General features: G+C 41.1%; 24 protein-coding genes. 8 read left to right on the plus strand and 16 right to left on the minus strand.

Annotated features, from left to right (window positions below):
* Positions 1-33: 33 nt before the first annotated feature.
* Together NFU46_RS07865 and NFU46_RS07870 are read right to left on the minus strand one after the other, a co-directional pair.
* Positions 34-624: a YjaG family protein gene (locus NFU46_RS07865; RefSeq protein ID WP_058585822.1), complete on the minus strand. Its 591-nt coding sequence runs from the start codon at positions 622-624 to the stop codon at positions 34-36.
* On the minus strand, positions 608-973 hold the full coding sequence (locus NFU46_RS07870; RefSeq protein ID WP_251601025.1) for a DUF2007 domain-containing protein: 366 nt from the start codon (positions 971-973) through the stop codon (positions 608-610). The genes NFU46_RS07865 and NFU46_RS07870 overlap by 17 nt, the downstream gene beginning before the upstream one ends.
* A gap of 86 nt (positions 974-1,059) precedes the next feature.
* Between NFU46_RS07870 and NFU46_RS07875 the strand changes: the two genes are divergently transcribed.
* From NFU46_RS07875 to NFU46_RS07890, 4 genes are all read left to right on the plus strand, one after another.
* Positions 1,060-1,467: a DUF2721 domain-containing protein gene (locus tag NFU46_RS07875; protein ID WP_054560956.1), complete on the plus strand. Its 408-nt coding sequence runs from the start codon at positions 1,060-1,062 to the stop codon at positions 1,465-1,467.
* Positions 1,468-1,518: 51 nt separating this feature from the next.
* A complete protein-coding gene (locus NFU46_RS07880; RefSeq protein WP_058585823.1) occupies positions 1,519-3,045 on the plus strand; it encodes a response regulator in 1,527 nt (508 codons plus the stop codon).
* A 118-nt stretch (positions 3,046-3,163) separates the two neighbouring features.
* Positions 3,164-4,051: a LysR family transcriptional regulator gene (locus NFU46_RS07885; protein WP_251601027.1), complete on the plus strand. Its 888-nt coding sequence runs from the start codon at positions 3,164-3,166 to the stop codon at positions 4,049-4,051.
* A gap of 140 nt (positions 4,052-4,191) precedes the next feature.
* Positions 4,192-4,812, plus strand: a complete 621-nt coding sequence (locus NFU46_RS07890; protein WP_175082443.1) for a 2OG-Fe(II) oxygenase — start codon at positions 4,192-4,194, stop codon at positions 4,810-4,812.
* Here NFU46_RS07890 and ubiA read toward each other — a convergent pair whose 3' ends face one another.
* Together ubiA and NFU46_RS07900 are read right to left on the minus strand one after the other, a co-directional pair.
* Positions 4,813-5,691: a 4-hydroxybenzoate octaprenyltransferase gene (gene ubiA / locus NFU46_RS07895; protein WP_058585825.1), complete on the minus strand. Its 879-nt coding sequence runs from the start codon at positions 5,689-5,691 to the stop codon at positions 4,813-4,815.
* Positions 5,688-6,233 (minus strand): chorismate lyase, encoded by a 546-nt coding sequence (locus NFU46_RS07900; RefSeq protein WP_175078456.1) that lies wholly within the window; start codon positions 6,231-6,233, stop codon positions 5,688-5,690. The genes ubiA and NFU46_RS07900 overlap by 4 nt, the downstream gene beginning before the upstream one ends.
* Positions 6,234-6,434: 201 nt before the next feature.
* On the opposite strand from NFU46_RS07900, the gene NFU46_RS07905 reads away from it, so the two are divergent.
* Positions 6,435-6,803 carry a flagellar basal body-associated protein FliL gene (locus tag NFU46_RS07905; RefSeq protein ID WP_371351978.1) on the plus strand — a complete coding sequence of 123 codons (369 nt, stop codon included), beginning with the start codon at positions 6,435-6,437 and terminating at the stop codon, positions 6,801-6,803.
* A 41-nt stretch (positions 6,804-6,844) separates the two neighbouring features.
* On the opposite strand, the gene glpG is transcribed toward NFU46_RS07905, so the two are convergent.
* The 6 genes from glpG to NFU46_RS07935 all read right to left on the minus strand — a co-directional run bounded on the left by glpG (position 6,845) and on the right by NFU46_RS07935 (position 12,065).
* Positions 6,845-7,660, minus strand: coding sequence for a rhomboid family intramembrane serine protease GlpG (gene glpG, locus NFU46_RS07910; protein ID WP_251601029.1), 816 nt, complete (start codon positions 7,658-7,660; stop codon positions 6,845-6,847).
* A complete protein-coding gene (glpE, locus tag NFU46_RS07915) occupies positions 7,657-7,974 on the minus strand; it encodes a thiosulfate sulfurtransferase GlpE (protein ID WP_054560963.1) in 318 nt (105 codons plus the stop codon). Before glpE ends, glpG begins: the two co-directional genes overlap by 4 nt.
* 54 nt (positions 7,975-8,028) lie before the next feature.
* On the minus strand, positions 8,029-9,054 hold the full coding sequence (gene tdh, locus NFU46_RS07920) for an L-threonine 3-dehydrogenase (RefSeq protein WP_054551064.1): 1,026 nt from the start codon (positions 9,052-9,054) through the stop codon (positions 8,029-8,031).
* 55 nt (positions 9,055-9,109) lie between these two features.
* Entirely contained in the window at positions 9,110-10,306 is a 1,197-nt protein-coding gene (locus NFU46_RS07925) for a glycine C-acetyltransferase (RefSeq protein ID WP_054560964.1), read from the minus strand.
* Between the two features lie 149 nt (positions 10,307-10,455).
* Positions 10,456-11,007, minus strand: a complete 552-nt coding sequence (gene gmhB / locus NFU46_RS07930; RefSeq protein WP_251601031.1) for a D-glycero-beta-D-manno-heptose 1,7-bisphosphate 7-phosphatase — start codon at positions 11,005-11,007, stop codon at positions 10,456-10,458.
* The gene (locus tag NFU46_RS07935) at positions 11,007-12,065 is read right to left on the minus strand and encodes a glycosyltransferase family 9 protein (RefSeq protein ID WP_251601033.1); all 1,059 of its coding nucleotides are present in this window, start codon (positions 12,063-12,065) and stop codon (positions 11,007-11,009) included. The genes gmhB and NFU46_RS07935 overlap by 1 nt, the downstream gene beginning before the upstream one ends.
* A 124-nt stretch (positions 12,066-12,189) precedes the next feature.
* Between NFU46_RS07935 and NFU46_RS07940 the strand changes: the two genes are divergently transcribed.
* Positions 12,190-12,912, plus strand: coding sequence for a 3-deoxy-D-manno-octulosonic acid kinase (locus tag NFU46_RS07940; RefSeq protein WP_251601035.1), 723 nt, complete (start codon positions 12,190-12,192; stop codon positions 12,910-12,912).
* On the opposite strand, the gene hldE is transcribed toward NFU46_RS07940, so the two are convergent.
* Genes hldE through NFU46_RS07955 form a run of 3 tightly spaced genes read right to left on the minus strand, consistent with a single transcriptional unit; the run spans position 12,902 to position 16,451 of the window.
* The gene (hldE, locus tag NFU46_RS07945) at positions 12,902-14,341 is read right to left on the minus strand and encodes a bifunctional D-glycero-beta-D-manno-heptose-7-phosphate kinase/D-glycero-beta-D-manno-heptose 1-phosphate adenylyltransferase HldE (protein ID WP_251601037.1); all 1,440 of its coding nucleotides are present in this window, start codon (positions 14,339-14,341) and stop codon (positions 12,902-12,904) included. The genes NFU46_RS07940 and hldE overlap by 11 nt on opposite strands.
* Complete coding sequence (locus tag NFU46_RS07950) at positions 14,341-14,931, minus strand: SIS domain-containing protein (RefSeq protein ID WP_054560969.1); 591 nt, start codon at positions 14,929-14,931, stop codon at positions 14,341-14,343. The genes hldE and NFU46_RS07950 overlap by 1 nt, the downstream gene beginning before the upstream one ends.
* 32 nt (positions 14,932-14,963) lie before the next feature.
* Entirely contained in the window at positions 14,964-16,451 is a 1,488-nt protein-coding gene (locus NFU46_RS07955) for a capsule assembly Wzi family protein (protein WP_251601039.1), read from the minus strand.
* Between the two features lie 153 nt (positions 16,452-16,604).
* Here NFU46_RS07955 and waaA point away from each other — a divergent pair, with 153 nt between their 5' ends.
* Both waaA and NFU46_RS07965 read left to right on the plus strand, forming a co-directional pair.
* Positions 16,605-17,864 (plus strand): lipid IV(A) 3-deoxy-D-manno-octulosonic acid transferase, encoded by a 1,260-nt coding sequence (gene waaA / locus NFU46_RS07960; RefSeq protein WP_251601041.1) that lies wholly within the window; start codon positions 16,605-16,607, stop codon positions 17,862-17,864.
* Positions 17,865-17,914: 50 nt separating this feature from the next.
* Positions 17,915-18,457, plus strand: coding sequence for a DUF1415 domain-containing protein (locus NFU46_RS07965; RefSeq protein ID WP_251601295.1), 543 nt, complete (start codon positions 17,915-17,917; stop codon positions 18,455-18,457).
* 75 nt (positions 18,458-18,532) lie between these two features.
* On the opposite strand, the gene NFU46_RS07970 is transcribed toward NFU46_RS07965, so the two are convergent.
* The 3 genes from NFU46_RS07970 to NFU46_RS07980 are packed head-to-tail and all read right to left on the minus strand — an operon-like array spanning position 18,533 to position 21,521.
* Complete coding sequence (locus NFU46_RS07970) at positions 18,533-18,868, minus strand: YdbL family protein (protein WP_251601043.1); 336 nt, start codon at positions 18,866-18,868, stop codon at positions 18,533-18,535.
* 9 nt (positions 18,869-18,877) lie between these two features.
* Positions 18,878-19,060 (minus strand): YnbE family lipoprotein, encoded by a 183-nt coding sequence (locus NFU46_RS07975; RefSeq protein ID WP_054551055.1) that lies wholly within the window; start codon positions 19,058-19,060, stop codon positions 18,878-18,880.
* Complete coding sequence (locus NFU46_RS07980) at positions 19,053-21,521, minus strand: YdbH domain-containing protein (protein WP_251601045.1); 2,469 nt, start codon at positions 21,519-21,521, stop codon at positions 19,053-19,055. The genes NFU46_RS07975 and NFU46_RS07980 overlap by 8 nt, the downstream gene beginning before the upstream one ends.
* Positions 21,522-21,523: the final 2 nt, after the last annotated feature.

The raw sequence follows: 21,523 nt of genomic DNA on the forward strand, positions 1-21,523 counted from the left end.
GTATTTTACAGTGAAAATACGCATTACTGAATATTAAATTGCAATACCGATGTTGGTTTGGCCGTCAGATACTGCAAGTTGCTTAAGCTCTTTTACGTTCTGGGAGGTAATTCGGCCCATTTGCTCTACAAAATCAATAAGCTCAGCAAGTACATCAATTTCATACTGCATTAAAGGGTGTTCACGAACAGCTTTGTTATCAGCAATTTCACCATCTACTGTTAGTTGATATTCAATAAAACGAGCCACTGAAGCCTGTGAAATTTTACTAATATTTAAAAACTCTTGTTCATCTTTAGCTATCAAACCGTGCAACATGCCAAGCAAAGCGGTTGCTGTATCGATTGCGGGATAAGTCCCGAACATGTCAAAGTCAGTAAGCTCTGGCACATTCGGCTCTATTTTTTCAATTTGCTTTTCAAGGCTGATTTTACTTTTTGGTAGTAAGATTTTTTCCCAGCAGACACTTAATGCGCTACGAAAAACCGCGGCATCACCAAACCCTGTTGCTTCACTAAATAAGCTGTAATTAGGCAGCATACGCTCAAGTAATGCGCCACCTAATACCGCTTTTTGCAAATAGTTTAATTCTCTAATACGTTGAAAATTATTCGCTTTTGTCATTCTTTACAGTCCCACAAGACCAACATATTTCAAATGTTGCTCCGTTAAGCTCATGACACTTTGGGCATACCCAGTCAGGAGCCGATTGTTTTAATTGCCGGTAGTTTAGCAATATTTCTTGCACCTGGCGCTCTTTTAATGCGTAAACGAGTATATCGACCCCTGTTTGTTCAAATGGGATCTCTCCAAGCGCCCCTTGTAAAAGCTCACCTTGCAGTTGCGATTCGATCCCTTTACTTTTTAAAAGCCCTTTAATAATGTTGGCTTCTAAGCCATTTTCAGCCTGAAACACTTTCACCCAAGCGAATGGGTCCTGCTTAGCAGGTTGATTTAAATTATTGTTTTGCAAATCACTTCCCTTTTACTTTTCTATCTTTAAATCCTAAACTACGCTAGCAACTAACTTCGCTGCAATGCTTATTTCAAGGTAGCCACATGACTTTAACAACACCGGGATTGTTATTCCCAGCAATTTCTTTACTGTTACTTGCTTACACCAACCGTTTTTTGGTGCTTGCTCAGCTTATTAGAGAACTCAATGCACGTGAAGGGGAAAGTATCCGCCCATTAGTTGTTGCACAAATTACCAATTTAAGAAAACGCATTAAACTCATTAGGGTGATGCAGGTTTATGGTGTTGCCTCTTTTCTGATGTGTACCTTATCAATGTTTGCATTATTTATAGAGTTTAATACTACAGGAATTATTTTATTTGGTATCAGCCTCGCTTGCTTAGCCTTATCACTTCTCACCTCTTTGTATGAGATCCACATTTCTTGTGATGCTATTGAAATCGAATTAAAGAATATCGAAAAAAAACCAGTTTCAGATAAGGCAGAGTAAATTTCTGCCTCTATACTTATTGTATGAGATACAACAATAAGTGGTGTTTTTGTGGATGATTTCTTATTTTCTGAAGAACAGTTAGAAGAAAATAATATAGAAACTGAAGAGCCTGAATACTGGCATATTCTTGTTGTTGATGATGAAGAAGATATCCATCAAGTTACGAAACTAGTATTAGCTGGCTTCACTTTCGAAAATAAAGGTCTGCGCTTTTATGACGCCTACTCTGCGGCCGAAGCAAAAGAGTTTTTAAAAAAAGATATTCCCTTTTCTGTTGCCCTCGTTGATGTGGTAATGGAAACCAACCATGCTGGTCTTGAGCTTATTCAATACATTCGCGATGAAATAGAAAACCACGATATTCGTTTAATTCTGCGCACAGGTCAGCCAGGTGAAGCCCCTGAAGAAGCGATTATCCGCGATTACGACATTAACGATTATAAAAACAAAACTGAGCTCACCGCGATTAAAATTAAAACCTTGCTCTACTCGGCGTTAAGAGCACACCGCGATATTCAAATTATTGACCGCCACAAGCATGGTCTTGAACAGATCATCAACGCGTCTGCTAACTTTTTAAAATGTGACAGTGTTCATGAATTTGCTTCAACAATTTTAAGCCATGTTACTAACGTGATGGGCATTAATGACACGCAAATTTATTGTGCTGCGGCCGTTAATCTACAATCGTCACCAGCAAAAGATTTTCAATTACTTGCAGCCTCAGGTGTAGGCCCCACACCACAGCAAAACACCATTCCTGATGAAGTAAAAAACTTATTTATAGATGCACATGAGCGAAAATCATCACTAAAAACAAGTAATGATTATATTGGTTACTTTCCTACCAAAGCCGGCCTTGAAACCATGCTTTATGTTCATAAAGGCAGTAAGTTACAGGCCACAGAACATCAACTGTTAGAGTTTTATGCCAACAATATCGCGCTTGCTTACGATAATTTAAAACTCAGAGAAATGGTAAAAGAATCGCAAAAAGAGCTGTCGTACATTCTTGGAGAAGCTGTAGAAAAACGCTCTAAAGAAACCGGCTCTCACGTTAAACGTGTTGCTTTATATAGTGAGTTACTTGCTCAGCTTTCAGAGCTTAACCCATTTCAATGTGAAATTATTAAGCTTGCTTCACCGCTACATGACATTGGTAAAATCAGCATTCCAGACAGCATATTGAATAAACCTGGTAAACTCACTGATGATGAGTGGGAAATAATGAAAACCCATGCAGAAATCGGCTATGAAATATTAAAAAACTCAAGTAACGAGATATTGACATGCGGTGCTTTAATTTCTTACCAGCATCATGAAAAGTGGGACGGTTCAGGGTATCCGCAAGGTTTAATGGCAGACGATATTAATATAGTTGGCCGCATAACCGCCCTCGCCGATGTGTTTGACGCCCTTTGCAGCGACCGTTGTTATAAGAAGGCTTGGCCATTAGAAGAGGCGTTAACTCTCATAAAAGATCAGCGCGCGAAACATTTTGATCCAATTCTAGTCGACTTACTACTTGAAAATTTACCACTTTTCTTAGAGATTAAAGACCGTTACCCTGATTAGATGTAACTTTTCTGTAAAACACTTCCCAAAAAAGGTACAATAATTTACTATGCCTACCGTGAAGTATAATAATATTGCCTGGACGTAAAAGGCTTACTTATAACAAGGGACTATTAAAGTGAGATTTGAACAACTTGAACAATTTGTAGCACTAGGCGTGCTGAGGCATTTTCGCCAAGCAGCGGAAAAAACCCAAATTAGCACTTCAGCGTTAACTCGTAGCATCCAAACGCTTGAAGATGAAATTGGCTATGAACTCGTTACCCGCTCTACTCGCTCTGTAAAGTTAACCAAAGAAGGTGAACTTTTCCTAGAGTACGCTAAACAAACCCTCGACAACCTTGAAGAAACCAAAAAACGTTTATTCGAATCTTTAAATGGCTGTGCTAACGAGAAACTAGTTATTGGCTATACCAACAAAGCAAGCACGGTAGTACCAGTATCTTGCGGTCAGTTTTTAGCGCAATATCCACACGTTAAAATTGAGATGCAGTTACAAGAGCAAAGTGAGCTTGTACGTAAACTACAATTAGGTGAAATTGATATCAGTGTATGTTCTCAAGCGATGAACAGCATTGGCAGTGACATTCATTTACCTGATCAACTGATCATTTTCGTGGCTAAAAACCACCCGCTTGCAAATAAGAGCGACATTAGCAAACGCGACTTTGCAGACTACCCAATGTACAGCTGCTTTTCACAGTCAAAACAAGTGCAGTCTATGCTAAACGATGCAATCGAATCTTTTGATAAAACATCAAGTATCAAAGTAGGTAGCATTGAACAAGTAATGGATGGCCTTAAAAAGTCAAATCACATCGCCATTGCCAGTATTGAACACACAAATATTGTCTCTTCAGACCCAGAATTACTATTATTGAAAACCAATAAAGGCATCGCACACGAGCAGCTTGTGATCCAAACAAATCAACAAATCAATGAGAATTCTCATGTTAGTCATTTACTTGACCTCATTGAAAAAACGGCGTTATCAAGCCAAAGCTAATAGCTATAATATATACTGCTAGCCTGTAATTAATCAGGCTAGCCAATCCCCTTTATTTCTTCATCTTTTACTGCATAAAAAGCGTGCATCGCAGAATTTTTCATATACACTTACGCACCTTTTTTTGATTGTGCACATGAATGACCGCACCGCTAATTACCGACACATACTTAGATGCTATTGAACGTACAGGATATGCTGTTGTTGAAAACGCGATTGATGAAAGCTTAATTGCTGATTTAATTGCAGATTGCTATCGCATTAATCCGCATTTTCATACCGCAGGTATTGGCCGATTAAACGACCAACAAATAGATAAAACTGTGCGTAAAGATAAAACCTTTTGGTTTGATAGCTCTAGCCAAGCACAAATTACTTATCTGGCGACCATGGAAGCAATAAAGACACAGTTAAACCGTAGCTTCTATTTAGGCTTATTTGATTATGAATGCCATTATGCAAAGTATCAACAAGGTGACTTTTATAAAAAGCACTATGATGCCTTCAAAGGCCGTTCGAATCGCATTTTTACAACGGTTTGTTACTTAAATACGCCAGAGTCTGGCGGTGAATTGGTGATCTACAAACCAAAAAGTAAAGACATTGAAATAGTTATTAAACCTCAAGCGGGCTTATTGGTTATGTTTGAAAGCGAACGCTTTATGCATGAAGTATTACCCGCAAGCGATGTACGCTACTCTATTGCGGGCTGGTTCAGAAAAAATGCCTCAATCAGCGGCATTATCGACCCACCAAGGTAATTAAAATGGCAGTGGCAAGGATGCTGCTATACCGATAAAAATCACTAACCCTACATAATGGTTATTCAAAAATGCTTTGAAACAAGGATCTCGCTCTCGTTTATGAATAAGCATTTGTTGATAAAGTAAAAAACCAACCGCTGCAGCTAAGCCCAGCCAATAAGGAAAACCAAGGTGATTACTCATACCTATGTAAGCAAGAATCGTAATAAACAAGGCATTGAGTAAAAAAATGATGTGTCTGTCATAGCTGGCAAACAAGATTGCTGTTGATTTAACGCCAATCTTTAAATCATCATCTCTATCAACCATGGCATACATAGTGTCATAAGCCACAGTCCAAACAAGATTCGCGGTAAATAGTAGCCAGGCTTCTAATGGCACTGAGCCAATCGATGCCATATAGGCCATTGGAATAGCCCAGCTGAATGCAGCACCAAGCACAACTTGCGGTAGTTGCGTGTAGCGCTTCATAAAGGGATAACAAAACGCCAGTGCTAAGGCACCAAACGATAGTAATATCGTTGACCATCCGAGTGTTAACACTAAACCAAAGGCCACCACAATAAGCAGTACAAACAAACTCAGAGCTTCACCACTTGATACCAAACCTGCTGCCAGCGGTCGCTGGGCTGTGCGCTTAACAGAGCCATCTATCTTACGATCGGCAAAGTCATTAATTACACACCCAGCACTGCGCATCACAAAGACGCCCAAACTGAAAACCACAAAATTTAATAAGCTCGGTGTGCCAAGCTCAGCAAGCCACAGCGCCCAATAAGTTGGCCATAATAGCAACAAGGTGCCAATTGGCTTATCGGTACGCATTAACTGTTTATAGTAAGGTATATGTGCGACCTTAAGTGCAGCTAGCTTCATAGGTAAATATACGCTCCAGGTAAGAATACTTCAGCCACGAGAAAATGAGCATTAGATAAGCTAAAAACACTGCGTCTTCCCCACAATGGTTGTGAAGAGAAGCCAATTTCAGCTGTTAAAGCTTGGATAGCGTGCTGCTGTGAAAATTTAGCAACTTCTATTTCTGTGCGCGATAAGCTTGGGTCTTGAAAAATAACATCACCAAGCGGCCTTGTTCCCATACTTAGTAACTGCTGCTTTTTTAATGTATCATCTGCCGGCAACCAGCTTTGTGCATAAACCATTGGTTTACCATCGCATAGAAGTAACACTTCGCGATTTAATGCCTGACTTAGAGAGGTATTGAGTAACGCTTGTTGCTCGGCGGTTAGGTCAAATGGCGCCTCGTTTAAAACTTCAACTGAAAAAGCCTGACAGTGACTTTTAAGCTTGGCTGTTAATGACCCAGCTTCAAGCAACCAACTTTGCTGTTGTTGCGTCAAATCTGGAAATGCTGAAGCAGGCTGCCAACTTGCAGCTAATGAAACTGGGAATGTGATCACAACGACTCATTATTTTTAAAAACCGTGCAAATGATATCACTGCTGCACGTTTCGAAAAAGTCATGATTTAATCTCAAGCAGGGTTAAAAAACGCAGAACAGCCTGTATCTTAAGTGAATTTGGGTATAGACTAAAAATCATTGAAAGGGTGGAATATTCTTAACTATGAAAAAATCATTGTTATCAATTTACTTGATAAGCATGCTACTTGTTACTGCAACAAGTTGGTCTGTACGCGCTGAATCAAATGTTGGCTACTTTGGTTTTGAGCCTGACATCATCACAAACTACATAGGTCAAGGTAATAAAAAACTTGGCTATGTTCGTATAACGGTGGATCTCATGCTCAATGATCTATCTGATATCGCAATCGTAGAACATCACACTCCACTATTGCGTGATGCGATTGTTGAAATACTCTCAAAAGAGCCTGAAGAAAACATTAAATCGCTTACCGGTCGCGAAGAAATCAGAAAACGCTGCACCGAAAAACTAAAAGCACTACTAAAACAAGAAACAGGACAAGAGATTGTCCGAGAAGTGTTATTTACTAAGTATTTATATCATTAATTGTAAGATGGCGGCATAAGCCGCCATTTTTATTTACGCGATTATTTCCGTGAAAGCAGCTTGTCTGACACAGCATAAGCTATACCAGCCAATAACCCCGCTAAATGCGCCCAGTTCGCCATACTCACAGGCAACATATCTACAAAGCCTAGAATAAGCCATACCAGCATAAAACCGACAATGCTATTACTTACTAGTGGCGGCTCTGTTGGCCTCATTACGCTGTAAATCCAACAAAAACCCAGTAAGCCATACACAACGCCGCTTAGACCACCAAAGTTAGGCCCAACTACTAAAAACTGTGCCCAGTTACTAATGAATGCCGTCACTAAAAATAAACCGACTAAGGTTAATTTGCCACTGCGTTTTTCTATATCGTTACCCAGCGTCATCCACCAGATCAAATTAAAAATAAGATGAATAGCGCTAAAATGCACAATGGCAGGTGTAAACCAAGTTAGTGGCTGTGCAGGGTTGAACTGCAACATACTGTAAATAGTTTCAAAACCACCTAATAAGAAGGCAATAAATATAGCTATCGAGACTAAAGTAACCGTACGGTTTAGCCAACTTAATGCCTTAAAGCGGGCTTTTAAATTAAGGGACTGGCCTTGATATGACAGAGGCGATTGTGTACTGCCTACCTGCCATGAAGCTTGTTGGTATTTTTCGTCATGAGGGTTAGCAGCAAACTCCTGCCAAAGTGGTTGAGCTTGATGAAAGTGCTCTGGAGCAACACAAATAATCACAGTTTGTCCATCTTGCGAGCGCAGCTCTCCATGTAAGCCCTTACTTTTTATGTAATCTATAAAGCCTTGTGCGGCGCGAGGATTATTTATGCTACCCAACTCAATCATCGTTCAATGTGCTCCGGAAGTTGTGTCTGCCAAGCTGTAAAGCCACCATCCATGCTGTATACGTCTTCAAACCCCTGCTCTACTAAATAGCTCGCAGCACCTTGAGAGCTCACACCATGATAACAAACGATGATGATTGGCTGATCAAACTCTTTATGCATCATAAATTCGCTGATGTTGGCATTTGATAAATGCTCAGCACCTGGGATATGACCCGTTTGAAATGAGTTAGGATCGCGAATATCAGCAATCACAACCTCTTCTTTATCTAACAGCGCAAATGTTTCGCTCACTGAAATATGTTTATACGACATAGTACTCTCTAAACTAAAAAGGCGGCCAAAGCCGCCTTATCAAATTACTCGGTATTAATCCCAGTTGAGGATTACTTTACCTGATTGGCCTGAAATCATTGTATCAAAGCCTGCCTGGAAGTCATCCACAGAGAACTGGTGAGTGATAATTGGTTTCAGATCAAGGCCTGACTGAATTAGACTCGCCATCTTGTACCAAGTTTCAAACATTTCACGGCCGTAAATCCCTTTAATGATTAAACCTTTGAAAATAACCTGGTTCCAATCAACCGCCATATCTGAAGGTGGAATACCTAACATGGCAATTTTACCACCGTGGTTCATGTTGTTTAGCATGCTGTTAAATGCAACTGGCACACCTGACATTTCAAGACCAATATCAAAGCCCTCGGTCATGCCAAGCTCTTTCATTACATCTTCAAGCTTTTCAGTTGCTACGTTTACAGCACGAGTCGCGCCCATTTTACGCGCTAAATCTAGACGGTATTCGTTCACATCAGTGATAACCACATGACGTGCACCCACGTGTTTGGCAACAGCAGCTGCCATGATACCAATTGGGCCAGCACCTGTGATTAATACGTCTTCACCAACTAAGTCAAACGACAACGCTGTGTGCACTGCATTACCGAATGGGTCAAAGATTGATGCTAGTTCATCAGGAATGTTATCTGGAATTTTAAATGCGTTGAAAGCTGGGATCACAAGGTATTCAGCAAATGCACCTTCGCGGTTTACACCAACACCAGTTGTATTACGGCATAAATGCACTCGACCAGCGCGACAGTTACGACAGTGACCACAGGTAATATGGCCTTCACCAGAAACACGGTCACCCACTTGGAAACCACGTACTTCCTGACCCATATCAACCACTTCACCTACATACTCGTGACCAACAACCATTGGCGTAGGAATTGTATTTTGTGCCCACTCATCCCATTTATAAATATGGACATCTGTTCCACAAATTGCTGTTTTGCGGATTTTAATAAGCAGATCGTTATGGCCAACTTCAGGTTTTGGCGCATCAGTCATCCAGATCCCTGGTTCTGCTTTTAATTTAGATAATGCTTTCATGATTTACACTCAATTAAACAAAACCGAAGCAAAAGCTTCGGTTTAGGAAATAAAATTAGATAACACCCATTTCTTTACCAATACGGGTAAAGGCAGCAATAGCGGTATCTAATTGCTCTTTTGTATGCGCCGCAGAAATTTGCGTACGAATACGTGCTTGGCCTTTTGGTACTACAGGGAATGAGAAACCTGTTACGTAAATACCTTCAGCAAGTAATTTGTCAGCCATGGCTGAGGCAACTTTAGCATCGCCTAACATGACAGGGATAATAGCGTGGTCTTTACCTGCACAGGTAAATCCTGCTGCTTCCATTTGTTCACGGAAATACTTTGCGTTATCCCAAAGCTTAGCGCGTAATTCGCCGCCATTGCTTAGCATCTCAAGTACTTTAATTGATGCAGTAACAATTGATGGTGCAAGTGAGTTTGAGAAAAGGTATGGGCGAGAGCGTTGGCGTAACCACTCAACAATTTCTTTTTTACCTGAAGTGTAACCACCTGATGCACCACCAAGTGCTTTACCAAGGGTACCTGTGATGATATCAACACGGTCAAGTACACCACAATACTCTGGCGTACCTTTACCATTTTCACCAACAAAACCAACCGCGTGAGAGTCATCAACCATCACTAATGCATCATATTTATCAGCTAGGTCACAAACCGCTTCAAGATTACAAATGACACCGTCCATTGAGAAAACACCGTCAGTGGCGATTAACTTAGTTTTAGCACCCGCTTCATCAGCAGCAATAAGTTGCTTTTCAAGGTCGCTCATGTCGTTATTTGCATAGCGGAAACGCTTTGCTTTACAAAGACGCACACCGTCAATGATCGAAGCGTGGTTTAGCGCGTCAGAGATGATTGCATCATCTGGGCCCAAGATTGTTTCGAATAAACCTGCGTTGGCATCAAAACATGATGAGTAAAGAATAGTGTCTTCGGTTTCTAAGAACTCAGAGATCTTTTGCTCTAAAGTTTTATGAATATCTTGAGTACCACAAATAAAGCGTACAGACGCAACACCAAAACCATGATCGTCAAGGCCTTGTTGAGCTGCTTTAATTAACTCTGGGCTATTTGCTAAGCCAAGGTAGTTATTAGCACAAAAGTTAATGACCTTATCACCAGAGGCAACTTCAATTTGAGCCTGTTGCTGTGACGTGATAACACGCTCGCTTTTGTATAAGCCTTCAGCTTTCACTTCATCAATTTGCTGCTGCAACTGATTAAAAAACGCAGATGCTCTCATCTGTAATCTCCACATATTCTTGTATCTAACCAGAAATGATTAGCATGACATTAAATTTTGCGCCTATTGTAAAAGCTTAGACGAACAATTGCACTGTTTGCAGTTCGTCGCAGACCTTAAGGCTTGCGAAATAAAACTGGTCTTACCTGCTAAGACTGTAAAATTAAAGCAGGTAACTCAGCTAAAGACTCACAGACTACATCGGCATGTTGTTCTGTTGACTCGGCATAACTTTGCCCTGAACGAACTAAAACGCGGGTAGCGATATTGGCTCTCTCAGCGGCAAGAAGGTCGCCAAGCTTATCACCAACCATAATACTTTGAGATGGATCGATTTGATGCTCATCAATGGCTTGTAAAAGCATACCTGGAGAAGGCTTACGACAATTACACTCTTGCAAATAGGCAGGTTCTGCTTTGCTTGGATGATGCGGACAAAAATAGACATCAAGAATAGCAACGCCATGGCGTAAAAACTCGCCTTTCATCCACTCAGTGAGGTTGTAAAAATCTTGCTCTGAATAATAACCACGGCCAATACCTGACTGATTAGTTACCACCACAATTTTATAGCCCGCATCAGTGAAGGCTTTGCACGCCTCAAATACACCGGGTACAAATTCAAACTCTTCTGGTTTGTATACATAGCCATGATCAATATTGACCACACCATCACGGTCTAAAAATAAAACTTTGCTCATTACAATTGCTCTTTATCTACCACGAGGTCAAACATCGAAATCACCTTTTCAACACTTATTTGCGCCATTAAATCAGCTCCTTTAACGCGTGTTCCCCAAGGTAGCTCTTGCGCTGTTTTGCCTGTTTGCTCACGTAAGTTTTGGTGATAAACCTCAACAACATAATCTTGATATAAATAAGGCCCTGTGCGTTTTGGGTTTGAGTGGGCATACAAACCAATAACAGGCGTTCCTACCGTTACAGCCATATGTGCAGGCCCAGTATCAGGAGTTAACACTAACGCCGCACGTTTCAAAACACATAACAGTTCTTTTAGTTGAGTTTTCCCTACTAAGTTAAGCACAGGTGCCGAACTCTGCGCGATAATTTGCTCGGCAAGTTCAATTTCTAAAGGGGTTGGGCCGCCAGTAATAACCACCGAAAAGCCTTGTTGATGAGCATATTCAGCAAGTGCAGCATAACGCTCAGGTAACCAATTACGCTCTTTTTTACTTGCCGCAGGCGAGATAACAAAAATACGCCCGGCTAAACGCTCATCGCCTAATAGCGCATCGGCTGCTTTTTGGTGCTGTGCAGTAATTGGCATTTGCCATTGAGGTTTGTAATCAGGGGTCCCTATTGCTTGAGCAAAACCTTTAAAGCCTTCTAATACATGCGCCTCTGATTGCGGGGCAATACGCTTATTAATAAACAAGCTATGTAACTCTTTTGAGCGCGCCCAATCAAACCCCACTTTGACTTTTGCCGGAATACAACGGGCTGCTAGATTTGCTCTTAGTGCTACTTGCATATGTAATAGCACATCAAATTTACGCCCCTTGAACGAATCTTTTAGTTGCTGATAAGCCTGCTTGCCCTGCTTTTTATCGAATACAACAAACTCAACACCTGGTAAATCAGCCAGTAACATGGCCTCTACTTTACCAATCACCCAGGTAATTTTTGCCTTCGGATGTGCCTTTTGAATCGCTTGCACTGCTGATACGGCATGACATACATCACCAATAGCCGAAAGCCTTAAAATACAAATATCTGAATAGGAGGTTGATTGAGTCACGTGCGCCCTTAGCTACAGCAAATAATATGCGATCTTAAATTAACTTGATGCTAATGCAAGCACTTATGCGAAAAGCTAAAAATACGGTAAGATAGCGCTAATTTTATTTAATCTTGAAGTTGTTATGTTTGAAACTCAGCATCTGCAAAACACCACCCTTTTGTGTCACCCAGCTTACAAAGATGAGCTCACGCAACAGTGGTTCGATGCCAATTATTGGAAACAACAAGATAAAATAGTTGGCGCAAAAAAAGGCCGCGCAACAGCATGGTTTTTTAAACATCAACAGCTTACAGGCGTTCTGCGTCACTATTGGCGCGGTGGGTTAGTAGGTAAGTTACTGAGCGATCAGTACCTATATGTTGGTTTAAAGCAAACTCGTGTCTATAAAGAGTTTACACTGATGATGCGCTTACTTGAGCTTGGCCTAAATGTGCCAACACCCATTGCGGCAAAAGTGACCACCCGTGGCTTAATCTATCGCGGCGATATCATTACCGAGGCAGTGACAGGCGCAAAAAGTGTGTTAGATATTTTAATCACGCGCCCACTTAGCCAGTCTGAGCTAAAAGCGATAGCAGTGACTCTCAGCGAGTTTCACAATCATGGCGTCTATCACGCAGACTTAAACATCAATAACATCTTGTTCGATGATACAGGTAAGGTGTTTATCATCGACTTTGACCGCGGTGAAATCAAACAGCCACATGCTAGCTGGCAAACAGAGAACATTAAGCGCCTTGCCCGTTCGTTTGCAAAAGAGCAAGGCCGTAATGAAGTGATGCATTGGCAACAAAGTGATTGGCAGTCACTGGTGTGTGACTACCAAGAGTTGCTTAAGACTTAATTTTGCTAATTACGTTTGATGTTGAGCATCCATTAAGAAACTCAAGTACTTCGACTTTGCCGCCATGGCGTAATACATGATCGGCACCAGCAATTTGGTCAACGGTGTAATCACCGCCTTTAACCAGTACATCAGGGCTAATTTGCTCAATAAGCTTAGCTGGCGTGTCATTTTCTTCAATGCTGCCAAATGGAATAACCCAATCAACTGACGCTAGCGCACTTAATACCATGGCACGTTCATCCAGCGGATTAATTGGTCTTTCTGGGCCTTTTAAACGAGAGATTGATTCGTCATTATTTAAGCCAACAACAAGTCTATCGCCACGCGCTTTAGCCTGAGCAAGGTAGCGTACATGGCCTGCATGAAGAATGTCAAAACAGCCATTAGTGAACACTATTTTTTCACCATTTTGCTTAGCAAATTCAATATGCTGAAGCACATCTTCAAACGGCGTTTGGTAATGCTCGCCAGTTTGCTGCAAATATTGGCCAAGCTTACGGCTCAACTCTTCTGGCGACACAGTTGCGGCACCCAGTTTACTCACCGCAATTCCGGCAGCAAGGTTGGCAATTTCGACCGCATCTTTTGCTGCCATTCCCGCACCAAGCATCACTGCAAGCGTCGCGATTACGGTATCGCCGGCGCCAGTAACATCGCTAACTTCAAGCTGCTGGGCTGCAAAATCATGTTTTTCTGCTTGGCTGATTAACGACATCCCCTGCTCTGAGCGCGTTAATAGCATCGCAGCGATGCCCGCTTCACTAATTAACTTACGAGCGCTGTCAGTCAAGTTTTGCTCAGAGTCCGTCAAACCACCAGCAAGCTTAAATTCGTTTAAGTTAGGGGTTATGTAATCGGCACCACGGTATAAGTTTAAATCAGATGATTTAGGATCAATAAGAACCGTTTTACCTGCTTTCTTTGCAACCTGAACCATTTGTTGAATTAAGCTCAGTGAGCCTTTGTTGTAATCAGAAAACAACACAAAATCGTAGTCATCTAAAACCAGCTCTAAACGGTTTAATAACAATTGGCTGTGTTGCTCAGTAAAGCTCTCTTCAAGGTCTAATCGAACAACTTGCTGATGACGGCTGATTACTCGCATTTTAGAAATAGTCGGTAAATCACAAACACTTACTAGTTGCGAATCAATTTTCTCTGAACTTAAAATTGTTTCGAGGATTTGCCCGCTTTCATCTTCACCAACTAAGCCGAGTAGGCCCACTCTACCATCTAAACGGGCAATATTTTTTGCGACGTTTGCTGCACCACCAGCTTTGTCTTCAAATTTACTGACTTTAACAACAGGTACAGGGGCTTCAGGCGAAATACGTCCTGAATCGCCATGCCAATATCTATCTAGCATGACATCACCAACGACTAAAATACGTGCCTTTGAAAGGTTTTTTAGTAACGCTAAATCCATTACTTTTGCTCCGCTACAACCATATCGATGGCTTCGCATAGCCAATGTCCGATGAACATATGCGCTTCTTGGATACGCGCGGTTTCATCATTTTTAATAATAATAGGTAGCTTAGCGATATCTTTTACCTTGCCACCATCTCGGCCAGTTAATGCCACAGTAAAGGCGCCGATTTCATTTGCCGCTGCCAGTGCAAGATTGATGTTAGGACTAGTGCCTGAGGTGGTTAAGCCAATCACCAAATCTTCAGGTTTACATAACGCCTGCACTTGGCGCTCAAATACAGTATCAAAATGATAGTCGTTACTGTGAGCGGTTAAAATTGAGGTGTCTGTTGTTAATGCGATAGAAGCAAGCGGGCCACGTTCCAATTTATAACGCACAACAAACTCTGCCGCTAAATGCTGTGCATCAGCCGCGCTACCACCATTACCAAACCAAATAACCTTACCACCAGCTTGCAAAGCACTGTGGCAAGCTTCGAGTAGTTGCATTACTTCAGGATGGTAGGTTTCCATCGTTTCAAATAACATTTGATGACGGTTTAAACTTTCGAGGTAGCTTGCCGCTACAGAATCAAGATTAGACATATAAATTCCTTAAAAAGTATTAACGGCTTTGCTTACCAAAAATAGGCAACAGATAACCAAGTATAGTTATCTCCAAATACATCTTCACCATAGGTAAGAGTTGTCTCTAATGTATGCTCGTCTAATTGACGAGTGTTACTTAGTTGAAGTTCAACGGCACGTTCATAAACACCAGTCGTTTGACCCCACTCATTTAAATAGTTACTTTCATTCTCTATCAATGTTAGCTTACTACGCCAGAATGAACGGTAGCTTTCACTATAAGTTAACTCCATACTGTGCACTTGTGTGGGAGGCGCATCGGCGTAAACTCTCGCAACGCCATTGGCATGTAAGTCAGTATATCGCTGATCAGCTGCATAGTGACCCGTTACAAAACCACCAACCGTATTACCATATACAGGGTAAATTTCATTGACGTACCACAAGCTGTGCATATTGGTATATTCATACCTAAGCGACACCTCATTACTCAGCTTTGGTAAGAAGAAACCAAAATTACTAACAGTATTACCAAATTGGTAGTTCTTATGATTTTTTGTATCTTCACCACCGTATTCAAAGTAAAGCTCAACTGGCATTCCCCAATTAAAATTCACAGTGCTGGTAATTGTTACGTATTGGTCACCTAACTCATTATCTTTACTACCAGTAAGGCCTGAGTTGTCATTACCTGCCGGATCAAAAAATGCGTCCACCACATCACCAGCATCTACTTTACGAGGACCACCGCCAAACTGCATCATTCGATTAAGACCCAGCTTCCAACCATCAAGTGGCTCAATACTAAAATGCGTTCCTGCAAGCTTTGGTGTACCACTATGAAGTTCACCTTGATAAAGAATACCATTATCAACATGTTCTAATTCTGAATAATACAATTCAAAATCAAAATTCCACCAGTTATGGGCAGGCTTCACCATACCAATCGAAATAGAGGGTGCAGTTTTAGCGTTGGTAGAAATGATCTGCGCAGAATGCTTAAACGGCGAAAACCAATGTTCTTTATAACCCAGATTCAACTGTAAATCTTCACCAGCAAAACTGATAAACGAATTGTAATTTACAAACTTATTTGCTTTGGCTCGATAATCAACACCAACTTGTACTAACGTGTAATCATTGGCACGCCAAATACCTTCGAAAAAGCCTTGTCCCCACTCATCAGAGCTGAGACCGCGTTGATTAGCAATTTTCTTTGTATTATCTGTGTCTACTTGCAGTTTTACACCAACACGAGTTACTGCATCATCACTTTGATATGGCTTTATTTTTGAACGAATCGCAGCAGCTAACCTTGGCTTTTGCTTTTCAAGCACCAAAAGTGCTTTCTCGACTTCTGCTAAACGGTAAGGCTTAGCCATAGGAGTGCCAATTGTTAGTGCAAACAAAGTATCTAATTGATGATCAAGCTGTGCATCCATACCCATTGGTAAATAAGCGGTTGGTGTTGCAAATAAAGGCATTGAGCAACTTAATAAGGCACCTATTACCGAGGCTTTTATCATTTTAAATTTCATAATTGCTTCGTTGATTTGTTAAGTAACCGAAATACTACCAAATATGCCAATAGTAAACACTTAAAACTCTCATTGATAACCGTTTTTAACATTTTATATTTAGATTGCATATGTTCCACGCTATCATAACGTTTTACCCATTTAGGCTAAGCAATGGCGCGCATTTTATACTCTTTACTTTTATACCTACTAAGCCCACTGGTTGTTTTTTACCTGTATGTTTTACGTGGCAAAAAGAATAAGGGTTACCGTGAGCATTTTGCTGAGCGCTTTGGCTTTTCGAATTTGTCGCATCACGATGTTGTTTTCCATTGTGCCTCTGTAGGGGAAGTGTTAGCAGCAACGCCGCTTATTAAGGCCGTTCAATCAGAAAATCCAGCACTTACTATTTTAGTAACCTGTAATACCCCAACGGGTCGCGAGCAAATAAAAAATAACTTTAAAGATGCGGTTAGCTGCTGTTATTTACCGATTGATTTTTTCTTCGCTACGAATCGATTTTTAAAACGTATCCAGCCAAAGGTACTGTGTATTTTAGAAACTGAGCTTTGGCCAAACCTTATGGCGCAAAGCAACAACACCGGCACAAAAGTACTTGTTTTAAATGCCCGACTTTCAGCTAAATCACAGCAAGGCTACCAAAAGGTAATGCCTTTAACTAAGGTGATCATGCAGTCAATTAGCGATCTTGCTAGTCATAATCAAGATGATGCAAAACGTTTTATTGAACTTGGCTTAAAACCTGAAAAGGCACGCGTATTTGGCTCAATTAAATTTGATATCACGCCTACAGAAGAGCAATTAAATAAAGTCGCAGCACTTAAAAACCAATATAACAACGAGCGCTTTATCTGGGTTGCAGGCTCCACTCACCCTGTTGAACATGAGCTTATTTTAACTGCTCATGAGAAGCTATTAAAAGCGTTACCTAGCGCTCTTTTGATAATTGCTCCGCGACACCCAGAGCAATTTGATAAAGTCGCTGAAGTTTTAAAAAGTTCAAATTTGAGCTTTAGTCGTCGCAGTGAAGATAACTATAACAACCAACAAGTTGTGTTAGCTGATACGTTAGGTGAGTTACAATGCTTATATGGTGTGGCAAACATCAGCTATGTTGGTGGTAGTTTAATCGAGCGAGGCGGCCATAACCCGTTAGAGTCAGCAGCGTTTTCTGTTGGCGTATTAGCTGGTCCTCATACCTATAACTTTGACCATATTTATCCTGAGCTGATTAGTGCTCAAGGAGCTAAAACCGTTACCGATGAAAATCACCTTGCTGACACACTTATCGCTTTGAGTACTGATGTACAAAAGACGATTAAGCTCGGTCAGCAAGCTGCGAAATGCGTTGCTAACAATCAAGGCGCCATCAGTAAAACGGTTAATTTAATTGAGCATTACTTAGAAAAGTAAGATAGAAAAGTAAAATAGAATAGAGAAATAATGTGACTTCAAAGCAAGCGATGAATCGCCCAGAAATACAAATGCGCGAATGGGTATCAAGCGTAATCGTAAAATACAATTTCTGCCCGTTTGCCCGTAAAGAAGTTGAAAGCAATTGCATTCATTATCAAATCAGTCAGTCTATTACGCTTGATGATGCAGTAATGGATATGCTTGAGCAGTGTAGCGCGTTAGACCAAGCTGCAGAGCGCGAAACCACTTTGTTGATGTTTGAGCAAGGCTTTAAGGATTTTGAAGAGTTCTTAGATTTAGTCGATTTAGCCAATGCGCTTTTAGCTGCACAAGGCTATGAAGGTAAGTATCAAATAGCCAACTTTCATCCTGACTATGTATTTGCTGATAGCGATGACAGCGATGCTGCAAACTATACGAATCGTGCACCTTACCCAACACTGCATCTGATCCGTGAAGCCAGCATGAGCGAAGCATTAGATAACTACGATGAACCTGAATCGATCCCAGAGCACAATATTAAACTTGCAAGACGCAAAGGCATCGACTTTTGGCAGCAGCTGCTGCAAAACTGCATCGATAAGCGCTAACACCTACCGGCGTTTAATAGATAAAAAGCCAGCAATGCTGGCTTTTTATTTTTTATAGCTATTAAATTTAGTGAGCTATTTTTTTACCCACTCACCGTTCACTTCAATGTAGTGACCCGGCTTAGTTTTTTCGATAGTTTTTGCCGCAGCAAGGGCTTCAACTTGTGCTAACGAAAGATTATTCTTTTTCGCAAGTTTTAAATATTGCTCTTTACGCTTTGCATTAATTTCATCAACGACCGCTTTTGCTTCGCTATTATTAACCACTAAACCTAAATAGCCTGAGCTGTCTTCACCTACTAAGCCTTGGCTTTTTGCATCATCAAGGCTGATAGCCCAAGCAGAGAAAGATAAACAAACAGCACTGATCAAGGTGATCGCATTTAGTTTTTTAAGTTGTAATTTACGCATGTGTGCTCCTTAGAATAATTCGCTGTCATCACTGAATAAGGTATCAAGTTCTTTATCCACTTTTACGCGGATCTCATGGTCAACTTTTACATTTAAGTTGATTGTAATCGGCTCTTTTGCTGCCACCTCAACACGGTGCGTACAGGCACTCAGCATGCCTACTGCCGTCAGCATTACTAACCACTTAGCCATCATTGCTTCCTTTTTTTGCATACTCTTTCTCAACTCTTTGAGTAATTTCATCACTTAAACGCAGCGCTCTAAGTAAAGTAAATACATTCTCTTCATGATTATAATTAAAGTTCACTGCTTGCTGCTGCGCTTCATTATAACCCTCTAAATTAACACCTAAATGTAACCACCCATCCGGTTTGAGGTTAACACTGCTACGTAGTTTTTTAATATCTAAATTCTCAAGTAAACTCAGCGTGGTACTCAGTTCCTGTTGCTGCGCTTTTACAGCGTCAAAACCCGCATTATTGGTGATCAGTAATTTACCATCACCCTGATTAACTAACTGCCCTTGCTTTACCTCAATGCCCTGTTTACTTATTACTACGGGTAAGGTGCCTGCTAAGCGCCCACTTAAGCTAATCCCTGATTCAGCATCAAGGGTGACCAATTTGCTGGCATCAATGTTTTCAAATTTAACAGTCGCTGTTTGGTTATCACTGAGTGGGCAGTACTTATTCACCACAAATGCCCCGCCCATAACCTGACCAGTTAGATTAGCTGCGCAAGGCTGATTAGCCGTTACCTGCAACTGACCTTGTATATTTTTGAGCACGGCACCTGCGCGCAGTTCATTGAGTGTAAATTTAGTCGCTGCAATATTAAGCTGCCCTGAATTAAACGTGCCGTTCAAATTCACTGCAAAATCATTCGCTAGATAATCATTATAAAGCGCACTGAATTTACTTATTTGCACGCGCCCTTGTGCTTGTTGAAGATTTACATCCCCTTTTATAATGCCTGAAACGACCCCATCAGTGACGGTAGCAAGCGGCTCAAACTGAGCAATAATCGGGTTTAGTTTGGATACTGCCTGCTCTGGTATCACCAATTCAAATGGGTGAGCAACCTCAGACATATGATGACTAACAAGTGCTTCAAATCCATCTGCAAATACATGATGCGTTGCCTGCAAGGCGCGGCTTTGAAGAGCCTTTGAAACAACTGACAGCTTATTTAAGCTAAGCTCTGCTGTTGATAATTTAGCGGCAGTGGTTTTGGCATCAATATCAGCAAATAACTCCCCCACACTGAGATCTGTACTAAGAGTAAGCTCATTGCTAATTTTTGCTGCGTTAATATCATCATAAGTTAATGATTTAACCTTGCTATTGGCTTTAACAACGAGGTGCTGCTGGGCATTATACTCAGCGTTAAGTGCGCTGCTAAAATCAGCTATCTGTGCACCCGATATTAGGGCATTTTTAACACTGATATTGGTATTCAGTTTAGCTGTCGGGCTAGTAAATAACTCATCGATATCTAGCTCTCCTTTAGCCCCACCCCCCTCAACCAGAGCGCCATCAGCCTGAAAATCTAAAAATGCTGGTAATGACTCCACCGACAGTTGAAAATCAGCGCTAACGCTGCTTTCATGCAAATGCGCATTGAGTTTAAGCTTATCTATATCTTTACTATTAAAATCAATGCTAACTTGGCTATTAAGTGATGCGAGCGGCTCCAGCAAAGAAAGGCTCGTATTACTGACTGTCACCTCACTTTGCCCTTCAGTTGCTAGCAATTTTACGATTGGGACTGATAGCTGCTCGGCTTCTACACTAACTGGTTTTTCAATGTGTAACTGCCAAGTAAGCGGTAACTGCGCTTCAATAAATGATTGATGCTGTTGATCTGCTATGGTGTTTAAGCAATCTCGGTTTGCGCTAAGCTGATTTTGTAAAGCTGATAAATCCGCGTATAAGTGCTGTTGATTTAATTGATACTTAGCACTCAATTGCCCTTCACTGGCAAAACCTAATTCGCACTGCTTTATTGCATGCTGATAACTTGCATTAATTGAGCTTTCAATTGCAACCGTAATTCCATCAAACTTAATGTGTGACTGAGTGGTAAAATGGCTGCTTGTTGGCAATGTTACGAACCGCTCTGCCACTTGCTCATCAAACGTGATGTTGGCTTTGACTTCGTAATTAGATATTACAACGTCAGCTTTGAGATCCCGCGAAATCGTAAAATGATTTAGACGTTTTTCTTGTATCGCCAGCCTAACAGGGGTGTCGGTAAACGGTGAGACTACGTCAAGCTGCTCAATGCTTATTAGCGGTCTTTGCTCGGGTAATACCAAGGCAAGCTTTTTAAATTCAGTTTGTGAAGTGTCAGGTTGTTGATTATTAGTTTGATTGCTAATTATAAGATTGGCTCGAGAAACCCTAACCTGTTGCTTATTCGCTATAATGCCTGCTAACTCTATTTGCTGTCCTTGGTAGGTTAAGCATAATTTCTCGATATTCAAATCAAGCTGGCGAGTTAATGACCAATCAATACAGTGAAGCTCAGCGCCATTTTTACTGAGCAAAGGCGTTAAATACCACGATGTCAGTGGTAATCTGAATAGATACGCCAACAGCACCATGCTTAGCACGATACCAAGTAACCCAACACACGCCCGCTTAAAACTCAAAA

Origin of the sequence: Pseudoalteromonas sp. NCCP-2140 (assembly GCF_023708065.1) — a bacterium.
Lineage (GTDB): Bacteria > Pseudomonadota > Gammaproteobacteria > Enterobacterales > Alteromonadaceae > Pseudoalteromonas.